This window comes from Nocardia inohanensis NBRC 100128, from assembly GCF_001612945.1.
Classification (GTDB): Bacteria; Actinomycetota; Actinomycetes; order Mycobacteriales; family Mycobacteriaceae; genus Nocardia; species Nocardia inohanensis.
Genome location: NZ_BDBK01000002.1, coordinates 1,020,780 through 1,035,828, shown reverse-complemented (window position 1 = coordinate 1,035,828; position 15,049 = coordinate 1,020,780). Strand labels below are relative to the sequence as shown.

At 66.7% G+C, this 15,049-nt stretch carries 10 protein-coding genes; 5 read left to right on the top strand and 5 right to left on the bottom strand.

Annotated elements, in window-relative coordinates:
• Window positions 1-36: 36 nt before the first annotated feature.
• From NI1_RS10990 to NI1_RS10975, 4 genes are read right to left on the bottom strand one after another with little or no spacing between them, the layout of a single operon-like run.
• Entirely contained in the window at window positions 37-1,695 is a 1,659-nt protein-coding gene (locus NI1_RS10990; RefSeq protein ID WP_067817616.1) for a dipeptide ABC transporter ATP-binding protein, read from the bottom strand.
• Window positions 1,692-2,579, bottom strand: coding sequence for an ABC transporter permease (locus NI1_RS10985; protein WP_084522902.1), 888 nt, complete (start codon window positions 2,577-2,579; stop codon window positions 1,692-1,694). Before NI1_RS10985 ends, NI1_RS10990 begins: the two co-directional genes overlap by 4 nt.
• Window positions 2,576-3,535 (bottom strand): ABC transporter permease, encoded by a 960-nt coding sequence (locus NI1_RS10980; protein WP_067817613.1) that lies wholly within the window; start codon window positions 3,533-3,535, stop codon window positions 2,576-2,578. The genes NI1_RS10985 and NI1_RS10980 overlap by 4 nt, the downstream gene beginning before the upstream one ends.
• The gene (locus tag NI1_RS10975) at window positions 3,532-5,121 is read right to left on the bottom strand and encodes an ABC transporter substrate-binding protein (RefSeq protein ID WP_067817611.1); all 1,590 of its coding nucleotides are present in this window, start codon (window positions 5,119-5,121) and stop codon (window positions 3,532-3,534) included. The genes NI1_RS10980 and NI1_RS10975 overlap by 4 nt, the downstream gene beginning before the upstream one ends.
• A 248-nt stretch (window positions 5,122-5,369) precedes the next feature.
• Between NI1_RS10975 and NI1_RS10970 the strand changes: the two genes are divergently transcribed.
• Window positions 5,370-7,682 (top strand): arylsulfatase, encoded by a 2,313-nt coding sequence (locus NI1_RS10970; RefSeq protein WP_067817608.1) that lies wholly within the window; start codon window positions 5,370-5,372, stop codon window positions 7,680-7,682.
• On the opposite strand, the gene NI1_RS10965 is transcribed toward NI1_RS10970, so the two are convergent.
• Window positions 7,604-7,813, bottom strand: a complete 210-nt coding sequence (locus tag NI1_RS10965; protein WP_067817604.1) for a DUF1905 domain-containing protein — start codon at window positions 7,811-7,813, stop codon at window positions 7,604-7,606. The two genes, NI1_RS10970 and NI1_RS10965, sit on opposite strands and share 79 nt — an antisense overlap.
• Before the next feature lie 359 nt (window positions 7,814-8,172).
• Between NI1_RS10965 and NI1_RS10960 the strand changes: the two genes are divergently transcribed.
• The 4 genes from NI1_RS10960 to narI are packed head-to-tail and all read left to right on the top strand — an operon-like array spanning window position 8,173 to window position 14,963.
• Window positions 8,173-11,859: a nitrate reductase subunit alpha gene (locus NI1_RS10960; RefSeq protein ID WP_067817601.1), complete on the top strand. Its 3,687-nt coding sequence runs from the start codon at window positions 8,173-8,175 to the stop codon at window positions 11,857-11,859.
• A 10-nt stretch (window positions 11,860-11,869) separates the two neighbouring features.
• Window positions 11,870-13,555, top strand: a complete 1,686-nt coding sequence (gene narH / locus NI1_RS10955; RefSeq protein WP_067818226.1) for a nitrate reductase subunit beta — start codon at window positions 11,870-11,872, stop codon at window positions 13,553-13,555.
• A complete protein-coding gene (gene narJ, locus NI1_RS10950; RefSeq protein ID WP_067817598.1) occupies window positions 13,552-14,232 on the top strand; it encodes a nitrate reductase molybdenum cofactor assembly chaperone in 681 nt (226 codons plus the stop codon). Before narH ends, narJ begins: the two co-directional genes overlap by 4 nt.
• Window positions 14,229-14,963 (top strand): respiratory nitrate reductase subunit gamma, encoded by a 735-nt coding sequence (gene narI, locus NI1_RS10945; protein WP_067817595.1) that lies wholly within the window; start codon window positions 14,229-14,231, stop codon window positions 14,961-14,963. The genes narJ and narI overlap by 4 nt, the downstream gene beginning before the upstream one ends.
• Window positions 14,964-15,049: the final 86 nt, after the last annotated feature.

Genomic DNA, 15,049 nt, shown 5'->3' with positions numbered 1-15,049 from the left:
CTGTTTGTATCAGTGGGGAATCCTGTCAGGAAATCCCTATGCGCCCAGCGCCAGTGCGCGCGGCGGAGTTTCCGGCCGCCGTCGCGCCGGATCCGGTGCGGGCACCGCATCCAGCAATCGGCGAGTGTAATCCTGGCGCGGTTGCCCGAAAACCTCGCCGACCAGGCCGGTCTCCACCATTTCACCGCTTTTCAGAACGACCACGCGATCGGCCACCTGATGCACTACCGCCAGATCATGACTGATGAAGAGGCAGGCGAAGCCATATTCGGCGCGCAAGTCCGAAAACAGGTCCAGGACTTGCGCTTGCACCGAGACGTCGAGGGCGCTGGTGGGCTCGTCGGCGACCAGTAGGCGCGGGGCCAAGGCCAGCGCACGCGCCAGTGCGACGCGCTGCCGCTGACCGCCGGAGAGCTCACCGGGCCGGCGGCCGGCGTAATCGCGTGGCAGGCGCACCGATTCGAGCAGGTCGCCGACGCGGGACCGGAGCAGTGCACCCGAGGCGACGCGATGGACCAGCAGCGGTTCACCGATGGAGTCTGCCAGGGTGCGGCGGGGATCCAGCGAGGCGGTGACGTCCTGGTGCACCAGCGCGACCTGTTTGCGCAGGCCGCGCAGTTCTCGTGCGGACAGTCCGGTCAGCGGGGTGCCCTGGAGGACCACTTCGCCCGTGGTGGCCGGGACCAGGCCGAGTGCGGTGCGGCCCAGGGTGCTCTTACCGGAACCGGATTCGCCGACCAGGCCGATCACCTCGCGCGGGGCCACGGTCAGGGCGACGTCGCGCAGGGCCTGGAAGTGCTTGCGGCCCTGACGGTAGACCACGGAGACATGGTTCAGGCGCAGCACCGGCTCGGGTTCGGGTTCGGACCTCGCGGGCGGCGGCACGATATCGAGGGCGGCGGGCTCCTTCGGCAGCGTGGGCACCGCGGCCAGCAGGGTGCGGGTGTACTCCTCGCGCGGATCGGCGAAAAGGTCGTGCACGGTACGGGTTTCGACGATTTCCCCGGCGTTCATGACCACCACGCGATCCGCGATGGCCGCGACCACGCCGAGATTGTGGGTGATGAACAGGATGGCGGTGTCGTTGCGCCGCTGGAGATCTCGCAGCAGTTCGAGGATCTCGGCCTGCACGGTGACATCCAGGGCGGTGGTGGGTTCGTCGGCGATCAGCAGATCGGGTTCGCCGGACAGGGCCAGTGCGATGACCACGCGCTGCTTCTGACCGCCCGAAAGCTGGTGCGGGTACCAGTCGATGCGCTTCTCGGGTTCGGGGATGTCCACCAGCCCGAGCAGTTCGACCGCGCGGGCCCGGGCCTCGGCCTTGCCGATCGGGCGGTGCGCGCGCAGCGCCTGGGTGATCTGGGTGCCGATCTTCTGCACCGGGTTCAGGGCGGTCTGCGGTTCCTGGAACACCATGGCGGCACGGGTGCCGCGCAGTGGGCGCAGTTCGGCGTCGCTCGCGCCGACGATCTCGTTGTCGCCCAAGCGAATCGAGCCATCCACTCGCGCGCCGTCGGGGAGCAGCCCGAGTACGGCACGAGCGGTCAGTGACTTGCCCGAACCCGATTCGCCGACCAGCGCGACGGTTTCGCCGCGACCGACTTCGACATGCACCCGGTCCACCACGACGCGTTCGCCGAAGCGCACTACCAGGTCGCGGATTTCGAGCAGGGGCCGCTGGTCTTCGTCGCTCATCCGATCCTCCGGGCGCGGCCCAATGCCTGGGCGATCAACAGGAATCCGAGGGTGAGGCCGGAGACCACCAGCAGCGGTCCGACCGCGAACGCCGGATTGGCGTCCAGATCGCCGATGGATTCGGCGATGATGGAGCCCAGTGACGGGTCCGGCGGGCGGACGCCGATACCGATGAAGCTCATCGCGCCCTCGACGAACACCGCCAGCGACATGGAGAGCGCCAGCTGCACGGCCAAGGGCTCGATCACATTGGGCAGCACATGCTTTCGCAGTGTCCACCAGGTGCCCGCGCCGATCACCTCGGCCGCCTCCACGAACGGCTGTTCGCGGACGGCGAGGATGGCGGTGCGGATCTGGCGGCCGAAGATCGGGATCTCGGCGGCCACGATCACGATGATCACCGCGTGCGCGCCCGGGCCGGTGACGGCCGACAGCGCGATGGCGAAGATGAGCGCCGGGAACGCCAGGATCAGATCGAAGACGCGCTGGGTGATGACGTCGGCGACGGTGTTCACGCTGGCCAGCAGTCCGGCCAGGGCGCCGATCAGCGCGCCCAATGGCACGGCGATCAGGCAGATGAGCAGGTTGATGCGAATGCCGTAGAGCACGCGGGTGAACACGTCCCGGTTGACATTGTCGGTGCCGAGCCAGTGCTCGCCGCTCGGACCGAGCAGGTTCGCGCCCGGAATCTGTTCCAGCGGACCGTATTTCGTGAGCACTCCGGCGAACAACCCGGCGGCAGCGATCAGCCCCACCAGCAGCACGCCGGCCAGTCCCTGACCACGGGTCAGCGCCCGCAGCAGCGGCTTGGACGGATTCGATTCCCGCCCGACGATGTCGATCGGCTCGGCCACCGTATCGGGTGCGATGACGAGTTCACTCATGCCCGGCCGCCGATCCGGATGCGCGGGTCGAGCCAGGCGTGCACGATATCGGTGGTCAGCTGGATCGCCACGAACACCGCCACCGAGAACAGCAGCAGCGCCTGCACCACCGGATAGTCGCGCCGGTTGATGCCCTGTTCGATGAGCTGCCCGATGCCCGGCCAGGCGAACGCCGCCTCGACCAGCACCGCGCCGCCGAGCAGCTGGCCGGTCTGGATGCCGAGCGCGGTCAGCATGGTGGGCAGGGCATTCCGCAGCGCGCCCCGGGTGACGATCTGCCGGTGCGAGATGCCGAGCGCCCGCGCGGTCAGTACGTACGGCTTGCGGAGTTCGGTGCGCAGCGATTCGGTGAGGAATCGGGTGAGGGCGGCGGCGACCGGCAGCGCCAGGCAGATCGAGGGCAGCAGCAGGTACTGCACGGTGATATCGGGTTGCGCGGCGAAGCCCCGCGGCGGGATGCCGCCCGCCGGCAGCACCGGCAGGATGATGGCGAACACCAGCACCAGCAGCACGCCGGTCACGAAGACCGGCACCGCCACCGCGACCGTATTCGCCGCCGCCACAATGGCATTCAGCCAGCGCCTGTCCCACAGCACGGATGAGACGCTGACCGCGAGGCTGACCACGACGGCCAGCAGTAGCGCGGCGGCGGTGAGCACCAGGGTGTTGGTGAGCCCGCGCCCGACCAGGTCGGAGATCTGGCCGCCGATGATGTAGGAGCGGCCGAGGTCACCGGTGAGCACGCCGTGCAGCCAGGTCAGGTACTGCGCGGGCCAGCTGCGGTCCAGGCCGAGCTGATGCCGGATCGCCGCAATGGTCTCCGGGGTGGCGTCGGGCCCGGCCAGGGTGGTCGCCGGATCGCCGGGCACCAGCCGCAGCAGCAGGAAGATCAGCACCGAAGCGCCGAACAGCACCGCCAGCGCGGACGGCACCCGGCGCAGCAGATAGGCGATCATGCCAGGAAGGTCTCTCGCAGATCCAGTTCCCGGCGCTTGGTCCAGCCGACGCCGTGCAGCCGCTTGCTGGTCGCGCCCTGCGCCCAGCGCACGCCGATCTCGATGAGGAACAGCCCGTCCAGGAGCTGGTCGCTGAGCGCCTGATACGCCTTGACCGCGTCCGGTCCGGTGCCGCTGGGCAGCTTCCAGGCGGTGTCGGCGGCGGCTACGTAGGCGGGAGAATCGTAGTGGGAGGCATTCTTTCGCGCATTGAACGGGTAGGCGCTGACCGTCAGGGTGGAGGGCACGAACTGCGCCCAGGAATGGTCGGTGATCCACAGGCCGGGGAATTGCGCGCCGATCAGCTGCTTGACGAAGGTGGCGTTCTCGGTGGGCACCAATTCGGTGTCGATGCCGATCTCGGCCAGATTGGCCTGCACGATCTGCGCGGTCGCCTCATAGGTGGAGACGCCGGCATTGAACGCCAGCGGCAGCTTCGGCGGCTTGGGCAGGCCCGAGAGAATCTGCTTGGCCTTGTTGACATCTCGCTTGAATCGGATGTTGCGGGTTTCGTCGTAGGCGGGAGAGTTCTTGGGCCACGGCACATTAAGCGCGTAGCCCGCACCCCGGAACACCTCGGCGATGATCCGCTCACGGTCGATGGCGTACGCGATCGCCTGCCGGAGTTTCACGTCGGCGAGCGCCGGATCCTGCACGTTCGCGCCGACGTACAGCTGCAATTCCGCGCCTTCGTACGGGATCACCTTGAAACCGTCGGTCTTGGCCAGGTTCTCGTTGTCGCGGTAGCTGATGCCGTCCGCGAATTGGATCTGCCCCGACTTGAGGGCATTCAGCTGCGCCTGATTGTCGCTGATCACACTGAATTCGACGCGATCCAGGTAGGGCCGCTCCGGCACCCAGTACGCGGGGTTCTTCTCGAAAATCAACTGCGAGTTGGGGATCCGGCTGACGAACCGGAACGGTCCGGTGCCGACGATCTTCTCGCCGCTGCCCAGCTGTTCGATCGATTCGCTGTCCAGGATCGGTGCGGTATCCAGCAGATCGAAGAGGTTCCCGACCGGATGCGCCAAAGTCAGGGTGATCTTGTGCGGGTCGGTGGTGTCGAATCCGGTAATGGCCGCGGCGGTGCTCTTGAGCTGCGCCGACCATTTCGGATCGGCGTAGGTGCGCAGCGAGAACTCCACATCCTTGGAGGTGAACGCGCGCCCGCTGTGGAATTTCACGTCATCGCGCAATTCCAGGGTGATGGATTGCCCGTCCGGCGCGAGCGTCCATTTTTTGGCCAGCAGCGGCTGCGGCTCCAGCTTGTCGTGCGGGTACCGGACCAGCGTCTCGAAGACCAGACCGACCACCCAGGGCGTGGTGCCGGTATTGGTGAGAATGTTCGCGGGCACCAGATCGAACTGCACGCCGTACTTCAGGGTGCCGCCCTTGACCGGCTGCGCATTGTCGTCGCCGCCGCCCTTGGCCTGCTCGACCGCCGAATTGCAGGCCGCGAGCGCGCCGCCGCCGAAAATGGCCAGGGCCGCCACGGCCGAGGAGCGCAGGAAACGACGACGATCGAGTCCGCCGGGGGACGAAGTCATGGAAAATCCTCGAGATACGAGCCGCACTACGCGGCGGGGGTGCCGAAAGCACCTGGGGGACTGTGAGAGCGGAGGGGACGCGCGGGCCTGCGCGTCAGGCACAAAGACGACAGTCGGCGCCGGGCGCGCAAAGGTGACCGGTGTGCATGGTGAGCGACGCTAACAGCGGGTGAGCGGGCGATCAGCGGTTGCGCGCAGCCAGAATCAAACCCTGGCGAGCAGGCCGGATCCGGTTCTTTGCTGAAAGCATGCCTGTCCCCCCTCATGCTCGTGGCTACGAAAACTTCACCGGCGAGATCGGCCGCACCACCGCCGAATCCACGCCGGAATGGCTCTACCCTCCGCAGGCCCCGGAGGGTGCGCCCAATATCATCGTGGTGCTGGTCGACGATATGGGTTACAGCGATATCGGGCCGTTCGGCTCCGAGATCGACACCCCGACTTTGGATCGCCTCGCCGCCGAAGGTTTGCGGCTCACCAACTTTCACACCACGCCGCTCTGCTCGCCGTCGCGGGCGGCATTGCTGACCGGTGTCAATTCCCATCGCGCGGGCTTCGGTTTCGTCGCCAATGCCGATCCCGGCTATCCGGGGCTGCGGCTGGAATTGGCCGATGATGTGCTGACGTTGCCGGAGATCCTGCGCGCCAACGGTTATGCCACCTACGCGGTCGGGAAATGGCATCTGGTCCGCGATGCCACGCTGCACCCGGCCTCGCACCGCGATTCCTGGCCCACACAGCGCGGATTCGATCGCTATTACGGGTCGCTGGAGGGGCTGAACTCCTTCTACCATCCGAATCAGCTGATCTCCGATGCGTCGGCGGTGGATTTCGAGGAGTACCCCGAGGGCTACTACCTGACCGACGATTACACCGATCGCGCCATCGGGTATCTGAAGGATCTCCGCGCGCACGACGCCGGCAAACCGTTCTTCCTCTACTTCGCGCACACCGCCATGCACGGGCCGTTGCAGGCCAAGCCCGAGGACCTCGCCAAGTATCGCGGTAAGTACAAGGAGGGCTGGGATCGCCTGCGGCAGAGCCGTTTCGCGTCCCAGCTGGCACAGGGCCTGTTCCCCGAGGGCACCCAGCAGAAGCCGCGCAATACCGAGCCGGGATACGAAGCGCAGGAATGGGATTCGCTCACCCCGGAGCAGCAGTCCCGGTTCGAGCGTTACATGGAGGTGTACGCGGGCATGGTCGACAGCATCGACCAGAGCCTGGGCCGGATCGTCGAAACCCTCGAAGAATTCGGCGAACTCGACAACACCATCATCGTCTTCACCTCCGACAACGGCGGCACCGCCGAGGGCGGCCCCGAGGGCACCCGCACCTACTTCGCGCAATTCGCCCAGGTGGACGAACCGGATTGGGAGCGCGACGTTCCGCACGACGACGAACTGATCGGCACCGCCAAGCTCGGCGTGCACTACCCGCGCGGCTGGGGGCAAGCCTCCAACACCCCGTTCCGCTTCTACAAGGGCCAGACTTTCGCCGGCGGCGTCCGCGTTCCCTTCCTGCTCTCCTGGCCGAAGGGCCTGCCGCGCACGGCCGGGGACAACGGCATTCGCCAGGAGTACACCTACGTGACCGACCTCGCCCCGACCCTGTTGGAGCTGGCCGGACTGCAACGCCCGACGGTTCGTAATGGCCTGCCCGCCAAGGAATTCGACGGCGTCTCGGCGGTCGATGTACTCCGCGACCCCGAGGCTCACACCCGGCACACCGAGCAGTACTCGGAGATGACCGGCCACCGCGGCTTCTATCGCGACGGCTGGAAACTCCTGGCCCTGCACGAACCCGGCCGCGATATCGACGACCCGCACTGGCAGCTCTTCGACGTCCGCACCGACCCCACCGAACTCCACGACGTCTCGGCGCAGTTCCCGGAGAAGGCCGCCGAACTCGCTGCCGCCTGGGACGAATCAGCTTGGCACAATACGGTTTTCCCGCTCGTCACCCGCAAGGACCTGGCCCGCCGCCGCCCCGAGGAATCCCGGCTGCGCGATCAGGTGCGCATCCTGCCCGGCACCCCGACCCTCGAGCGCTACCGCTCCCAGCAGTTGATCGCCTACCGCGACTTCACCATCGCGATCGAACTCGACGGCTATCGCCCCGGCGACGAGGGCGTACTGGTCGCTCACGGCGACCCCCAGGGCGGTTATCTGCTCTACATCGAGACCGGCCGACTCCTGTTCGGCTACAACGCCTACGGCCGCTACACGGTCGCCGATGCGGGCCCGGTTCCGGTGGGCAGCCGCCTGCTGACCGTCTCCGCCACCGTCCGCCCGCACCTGCGCTGGGATTTCGGCATCGGCATCGACGGCGTTCGCGCCGCCGACCTGCCCGACCGCGTCCAACTGGTCGGCATGGCGCCGTGGACCGGCATCTCCGTCGGTCTCGACGCTCGCGGTCCGGTCGCGTGGGAACTGCGCGAACGGCGCGGCGTCTTCCGGTACACCGGCGCACTGCGTTCGGTCACCTACCGCCCCGGTGCGATCGGCGTGGACGAGGACACCCGCCGAGCCCTCGATACCGAGGCGGAGCTGGTCGCCGAGTAGGCGATGCCGTCGAAGGTGGCCCGGACCGGGATGCGACCGCCGCCGCCGAGCGCCGCGATGATCTCGGTGGGAATGGGGATATACGCGCCGCCACCGTTCGCGGCTGCGATCGTGCCCTCGAATCGCTGCATGTTCGCACCCTATTGTGCCGCCTCCGGCAGCGCCGGTAGGGCAATGCCGCAACTTCCCGGCTATCCGGAAAACGTGTTAACAAATGTAAACCGTCGAAGAACCAGCCGTTTCCAAAGCTTCACCGATGGCGCGCCGAAACGCCTGGCAGTGGCAGCATTTCACGCGTTCCGAAGACATTTCGCCAGGTCAGCGCTACCCTTGCGAACCCCGGGGGCTACCGTCCAGTGACCGGGAGGTTGCGCCGACCTCACAGCTCACAATCCCCTCGAGCGCACTGTGAGAGAACCGTTTTGATGGCTGCTGGGACGTCTTTACAGTCGATCCAGCAGCCCGGTTTTTCACACTTGTTAGGGGCGTCATGGCTAACACGAATACCGCATCTTCGTCTGCGGATGCCCTGCTTCGGCTCGGAAAATACTTCAATCGCGGTGAGGTTTCCAGCGATCTGCGCACGGTGCACAAGACCGGCGGCCGCAGCGCGGACGAGTTCTACCGGGATCGATGGGCGCACGACAAGGTGGTGCGGTCCACGCACGGTGTCAACTGCACCGGATCGTGCTCGTGGAAGATCTACGTCTCCGACGGTGTGATCACCTGGGAATCGCAGCAGACGGACTACCCGTCGGTCGGTTCGGACAAGCCGGAGTACGAACCGCGCGGCTGCCCGCGAGGCGCGTCGTTCTCCTGGTACACCTACTCCCCCGCCCGCATTCGCTACCCGTACGTGCGCGGCGCGCTACTGGAGTTGTACCGGGAGGCCAAGGAGCGGCTCAAGGATCCGGTGCTGGCCTGGGAAGCCATCGTCGAGGATCCGGAGCAGGCCCGGACCTACAAACATGCCCGCGGCAAGGGCGGTTTCGTGCGCGCCGAATGGTGGGAAGCCGCCGAGATCGCCGCCGCCGCCCACGTGCACACCATCAAGAAGTACGGCCCGGACCGGGTGGCCGGCTTCTCCCCGATCCCCGCCATGTCGATGGTCTCCCACGCCGTCGGCGCGCGCTTCGTCTCGCTCATCGGCGGGTCGATGCTGTCGTTCTACGACTGGTACGCCGACCTGCCGGTGGCCTCGCCGCAGGTCTTCGGCGACCAGACCGACGTGCCGGAGTCCGCGGACTGGTTCGACGCCGGATACCTGATCATGTGGGGCTCCAACGTCCCGGTCACCCGAACCCCGGACGCGCACTACATGACCGAGGCCCGCTATCGCGGCCAGAAGGTCGTGGTGGTCTCCCCCGACTACGCCGACAACACCAAGTTCGCCGACGAATGGGTGGCCGCGCGACCGGGCACCGACGCGGCGCTCGCCATGGCCATGGGTCACGTGACGTTGCGAGAGTTCTTCGTGGACAAGGAAACTCCGTACTTCACCGACTACGTCAAGCGCTACACCGACCTGCCGTACCTCATCACGCTGGAGGACAAGGACGGCGTCGCGGTGCCCGGCAAGTTCCTCACCGCGGCCGACCTCGGCCACACCGGTGAGGGCGTCGAGCATCAGACGGTGCTGCTGGACGCGGATCGTAATCCGCGGGTGCCCAACGGTTCGCTCGGCCATCGCTTCACCGAGGCCGGCAAGGGCAAGTGGAATCTGGATTTGGGGGACGTGGATCCCCTGCTGACCCTGCACGGTCACACCGAAGATGCTGCGGCCGTGCAGTTCCCCCGCTTCGACGGGCCCGCCGCGGATGTGCTCACCCGCGGCGTGCCGACCACCGTGGTGGCGGGCAAGCGGGTGACGACGGTGTTCGATCTCCTACTGGCGCAATACGGTGTCGCGCGGCCGGGCCTGCCCGGCTCCTGGCCGACCGGGTACGACGATGCGAGCGAGCCCTACACCCCCGCCTGGCAGGAATCGATCACCGGCGTCCCCGCCCAGCAGGCCGAACGCATCGGCCGCGAATTCGCCGACAACGCAATGCGTTCCAAGGGCCGCTCGATGATCCTGATGGGCGCGGGCACCAACCACTGGTTCCACTCCGATCAGATCTACCGCTCCTTCTTCACCCTGACCCTGCTCACCGGCTGCCAGGGCGTGAACGGCGGCGGCTGGGCGCACTATGTCGGACAGGAGAAGTGCCGACCGGTAACCGGCTGGGCCACACTGGCTTTCGCCTCCGACTGGCAGCGGCCGCCGCGCCAGATGCAGGGCACCGTGTTCTGGTACCTGACCAACGATCAGTGGCGGTACGACCCGTTCACCTCCGAAGCCTTCGCCTCGCCGCTGGGCGACGGGCGCTTCGCCGGGCGGACGGCGGCCGACAATATCGCGCTGGCCTCGCGGTTGGGCTGGATGCCGTCCTACCCGACGCTGAACCGCAATCCGCTCGACCTCGCCGACGAGGCCGAAGCCGCGGGCATTCCGGCCGCCGATTACGTCGTGCAGGGCCTGAAGTCGGGTGAACTGCGTTTCGCCTGCGAGGATCCCGACGCTCCCGAGAACTTCCCGCGCGTGCTCACCGTGTGGCGCGCCAACCTGCTCGGCTCCTCCGGTAAGGGCAACGAGTACTTCCACAAGCACCTGCTGGGCGCGGACTCCAACCTCCAGACCGGCGAAACCACCGGGGTGCGGCCGCAGGAGCTGGAGTGGCGGGAGGAGGCCGCCACCGGCAAGCTGGATCTGCTGCTGTCGCTGGACTTCCGCATGACCTCCACGACGCTCTTCTCCGATATCGTCTTCCCGGCGGCCACCTGGTACGAGAAGCACGATCTCTCCTCGACCGATATGCATCCGTTCGTGCACGCCTTCACCCCGGCCATCTCGCCGCCGTGGGAGGCCAAGACCGACTTCGAGGCGTTCCACCGCATCGCGCGCGGGTTCTCGTGGCTGGCCGAGAAGCACCTGGGCGTGCGCAAGGACATTGTGGCCGTGCCGCTTCAGCACGACTCCGCCGACGCGCTGGCGCAGGCGGGCGGCAAGGTGCTGGACTGGAAGTACGGCGAATGCGAGCCCGTTCCGGGCAAGACCATGCCGAAACTCGTTGTGGTCGAACGCGACTACCCGAATGTCGCCGAGAAGATGGCGGCCCTGGGTCCGCTCGTCGAGACCCTCGGGGTGACCACCAAGGCCGTCACCACCATTCCCGACGCCGAGGTCGAGTACCTCAAGGGCATCAACGGGACCGTCGTTTCCGGTATCGCACAGGGGCGTCCGTCGCTGGCCAAGGACACCCATGCCGCGGAGACCATCCTGGCGCTCTCCGGCACCACCAACGGGCGGCTCGCGGTGGAGGGGTTCCACGCGCTCGAGCAGCGCACCGGCACCCAGCTCGCCGATCTGGCCGCCGAGCACGAGGGCAAGCGAATCACGTTCGCCGACACTCAAGCTCGCCCCGTTCCGGTCATCACCTCGCCGGAATGGTCGGGCAGCGAGACCGGCGGACGGCGGTACTCGCCGTTCACCATCAATGTCGAGCGCAAGAAGCCCTGGCACACGCTGACCGGGCGGCAGCACTTCTATCTCGACCACGATTGGATGGTCGAGCTGGGCGAGCAGCTGCCGATCTACCGGCCGCCCCTCGATATGACCGCGCTGTTCAGTGAGCCGGGCATCGGCAAGGTGAGCGAGAACGGTGTGACGGTGCGCTATCTGACGCCGCACTCCAAGTGGTCGATCCACTCGGCGTACCAGGACAACCTGCACATGCTCACGCTTTCCCGTGGCGGCCAGGCGATCTGGATGTCCGACGTCGACGCCGCGAAAATCGGTGTGGCGGACAATGATTGGATCGAGGCGATCAACCGCAACGGCATCGTGGTGGCGCGCGCCATCGTCTCGCACCGCATGCCCGAGGGCACGGTTTTCATGTACCACGCCCAGGACCGCGCGGTGAACGTGCCGCGCATCGAAGGCGCGGACGACACCAAGGCCGGCAAGGGCAAGCGCGGCGGCATCCACAACGCCCTGACCCGCATCATGATCAAGCCTTCGCACTTGATCGGCGGTTACGCCCAGCAATCCTTTGCCCTGAACTACCACGGCCCCACCGGAAATCAGCGCGACGAAGTGACGACCATTCGTAAGCGCTCGCAGGAAGTGGAGTACTGATATGCGCGTCATGGCTCAGCTCGCCATGGTCATGAACCTGGACAAGTGCATCGGGTGCCACACCTGCTCCGTCACCTGCAAGCAGGCGTGGACCAACCGTGGCGGCACCGAGTACGTCTGGTTCAACAATGTGGAAACCCGTCCGGGGCAGGGTTATCCGCGCCGGTACGAGGATCAGGAGAAGTGGAAGGGCGGGTGGGTTCGCGACAAGAAGGGCCGCCTGTCACTGAAGTCCGGGTCGCGAATGAAGCGGCTGCTCAATATCTTCGCCAACCCGGATCTGCCCACCGTGTCGGATTACTACGACCCGTGGAGCTACGACTACGACAATCTGCTGTCCGCCCCGCAGATGGACACCACCCCGGTCGCGCGGCCCAAGTCGCTGATCACCGGTGAGAACACCGATGTCACCTGGGGTGCGAACTGGGACGACTCGCTGGGCTCCGGGCCCGAGCAGGTCGGCAAGGATCCCTTGCTGGCCAAGCTGTCCGAGCAGGTGAAGCTGGAGTTCGAAGAGACCTTCATGTTCTACCTGCCGCGCATCTGCGAGCACTGCCTCAACCCCTCCTGCGCGGCGGCCTGCCCGTCCGGGGCGATCTACAAGCGCTCCGAAGACGGCATCGTGCTCGTCGATCAGGACAAGTGCCGTGGCTGGCGGCAGTGCGTGTCCTCCTGCCCGTACAAGAAGATCTACTTCAACCACAAGACGGGGAAGGCGGAGAAATGTACCTTCTGCTACCCGCGCGTGGAGGTCGGCATTCCGACCGTGTGCTCGGAGACCTGCGTCGGGCGGCTGCGCTACATCGGCGTCATGCTCTACGACGCGGACAAGGTCCTGGAAGCGGCCTCGGTCGAAGAGAACAAGGACCTGTACCCGTCACAGCTGGGCGTGTTCCTCAACCCGCACGACCCGCGCGTGATCGCCGAGGCCGAGCGGGCCGGTATCTCGCCGGAATGGATTCAGGCCGCCCAGGATTCGCCGGTCTACAAGCTGATCGTCGACTACAAGATCGCGCTGCCGCTGCATCCGGAGTACCGCACCATGCCGATGGTCTGGTACGTGCCGCCGCTGTCGCCGGTGGTGGATGTGCTGTCGCAGACCGGGCACGACGGGGAGGATCACAGCAACCTCTTCGGGGCCATCGACGCGCTGCGAATCCCGGTGGAGTACTTGGCGGAACTGTTCACCGCCGGTGAGATCGAGCCGGTGCGCGACTCGCTGCAACGACTCGCGGGCATGCGGTCGTTCATGCGCTCGATCAACCTCGGGCAGGAGCCCGACCTCTCCATTCCGGAGGCGGTCAACCTGGAGCCCGAAGAGATCGAGGCGATGTACCGGCTGCTGGCCATCGCGAAGTACGAGCACCGGTACGTGATTCCCTCCGGCGCGACTTCCCGTGCGCACGAACTGGATTCGCTCGCCACGGGCTGCTCGCTCGATACCGACGGCGGCCCCGGCATGACCGCCTACGACTATGTCGCCGAGAAGTTCCATCTCTCCGACACCAATGGCGCTGCGCCGGACGCGAAGTCGTCGCGCATCAACCTGCTCAACTGGGACGGCAAGAAGACCGACGGTCTATTGCCCGGCAGCGGAAACGGCAACGGCGGCAATGGGAACGGCAACGGCGCCAACGGTCACGCCGCCACCGACGCCGAATCGACGGCTCCCGAACCCACCGGAGCCCCGCGATGAGCCTGCTCAAGCTGCGCCGCCGCCCCGAACCGGCGGTGAGCATGACCGACCAGCAGCGACGCGTGGTCTGGCGCGCCGCCGCCCTGCTCCTCGACTACCCCGGCGAGCAGACGCTGGCCCTGGTCGACGAGCTGGCCGCGGTCGTTGCCGAGCTGCCGGAATCGGTTCGAGCCCAGCTGAATCCGATCCTGGACCACCTTCGCCACACCTCCCCCATCGCGCTGGCCCAGGAGTACGTCGAAACCTTCGACATGCGCCGCCGCGCCAGCCTGCACCTCACCTTCTACGCCTACGGCGACACCCGTAAGCGCGGCATGGCCCTGCTCCGCTTCAAACACGCCTACCGTCACGCGGGCGTCGAACTGGGCGACGAGGAACTCCCCGACCACCTGGCGGTGCTGCTCGAATTCGCCGCCACCGTGGACCCCATCGGCGGCGAACGCCTGCTCGGCGAACACGTCCCCGTGCTGGAACTGCTGCGACTCTCGTTGTCCGACACCGGATCCCCGTACTCCGGCGTCCTGGGCGCGGTAACCGCCACCCTCCCCCCGGTGACCACCGCCGACCGCCGCCGCATAGCCGAATTGGCCGCCCAGGGCCCACCCGAGGAAGAGGTCGGCCTCGACCCCTTCGCCATGGACCCCGTCAGCTTCACCGGATCGGAAGCCCGTCGATGACCCCCACCCTCTGGCTGATGCTGCCCTACGTGGCCTTCACCTCCTTCATCCTGGGCCACCTCTGGCGGTACCGCACCGACCAATTCGGCTGGACCACAAGGTCTTCCCAGGTCTACGAATCCCGCCTGCTCCGCCTCGGCAGCCCCCTGTTCCACTTCGGCATGCTCGGCGTGATCGGCGGCCACGTCCTGGGCGTCCTGATCCCCGAGTCCTGGACCGAGGCGGTCGGCATCTCCGAACACCTCTACCACGTGGTAGCGGTCTCGGCCGGAACCGTCGCCGGCATAGCGGTAATCGCCGGCATCGCCATCCTGCTCTACCGCCGCTGCACCGTCACCGCGGTCCGCAAAGCCACCACCACCAACGACAAGTTCATGTACGTCCTGCTGGCCGGTGCGCTGATCACGGGCCTGCTGAATACGGTCGGCAGCAACCTGCTCTGGGGCACCTACAACTACCGCGAAACCGTATCCCCCTGGTTCCGTTCCCTTTTCACCCTGCACCCGGAACCGGAACTGATGGTCGGCACCCCCTGGACCTTCCAAGCCCACGGCCTGATCGTCCTGACCCTCATCGGCGTCTGGCCCTATACCCGCCTGGTCCACATGTTCTCCGCCCCCATCGGCTACCTGGTCCGCCCCTACGTCGTCTACCGCAGCAAGGAAACCAACGCCCTCGACAAGCGCCGCTACGCCCGCGCCTGGGACTCCCCGGTACTGCCCCCTCGATAGTCGTCCAGCTCGAAGATGATCACGTTTATCTGTGATTCGTCCCTTTGATCCACTTCGACGCCCCACGACACGCCGAGACCGCCTAA

What these genes read in the sequence shown, in the direction of transcription:
- NI1_RS10990 (WP_067817616.1), bottom strand. Translation starts at nt 1,695, where the DNA reads ATGAGCGACGAAGACCAGCGGCCCCTGCTCGAAATCCGCGACCTGGTA.
- NI1_RS10985 (WP_084522902.1), bottom strand. Translation starts at nt 2,579, where the DNA reads ATGAGTGAACTCGTCATCGCACCCGATACGGTGGCCGAGCCGATCGAC.
- NI1_RS10980 (WP_067817613.1), bottom strand. Translation starts at nt 3,535, where the DNA reads ATGATCGCCTATCTGCTGCGCCGGGTGCCGTCCGCGCTGGCGGTGCTG.
- NI1_RS10975 (WP_067817611.1), bottom strand. Translation starts at nt 5,121, where the DNA reads ATGACTTCGTCCCCCGGCGGACTCGATCGTCGTCGTTTCCTGCGCTCC.
- NI1_RS10970 (WP_067817608.1), top strand. Translation starts at nt 5,370, where the DNA reads ATGCCTGTCCCCCCTCATGCTCGTGGCTACGAAAACTTCACCGGCGAG.
- NI1_RS10965 (WP_067817604.1), bottom strand. Translation starts at nt 7,813, where the DNA reads ATGCAGCGATTCGAGGGCACGATCGCAGCCGCGAACGGTGGCGGCGCG.
- NI1_RS10960 (WP_067817601.1), top strand. Translation starts at nt 8,173, where the DNA reads ATGGCTAACACGAATACCGCATCTTCGTCTGCGGATGCCCTGCTTCGG.
- narH (WP_067818226.1), top strand. Translation starts at nt 11,870, where the DNA reads ATGGCTCAGCTCGCCATGGTCATGAACCTGGACAAGTGCATCGGGTGC.
- narJ (WP_067817598.1), top strand. Translation starts at nt 13,552, where the DNA reads ATGAGCCTGCTCAAGCTGCGCCGCCGCCCCGAACCGGCGGTGAGCATG.
- narI (WP_067817595.1), top strand. Translation starts at nt 14,229, where the DNA reads ATGACCCCCACCCTCTGGCTGATGCTGCCCTACGTGGCCTTCACCTCC.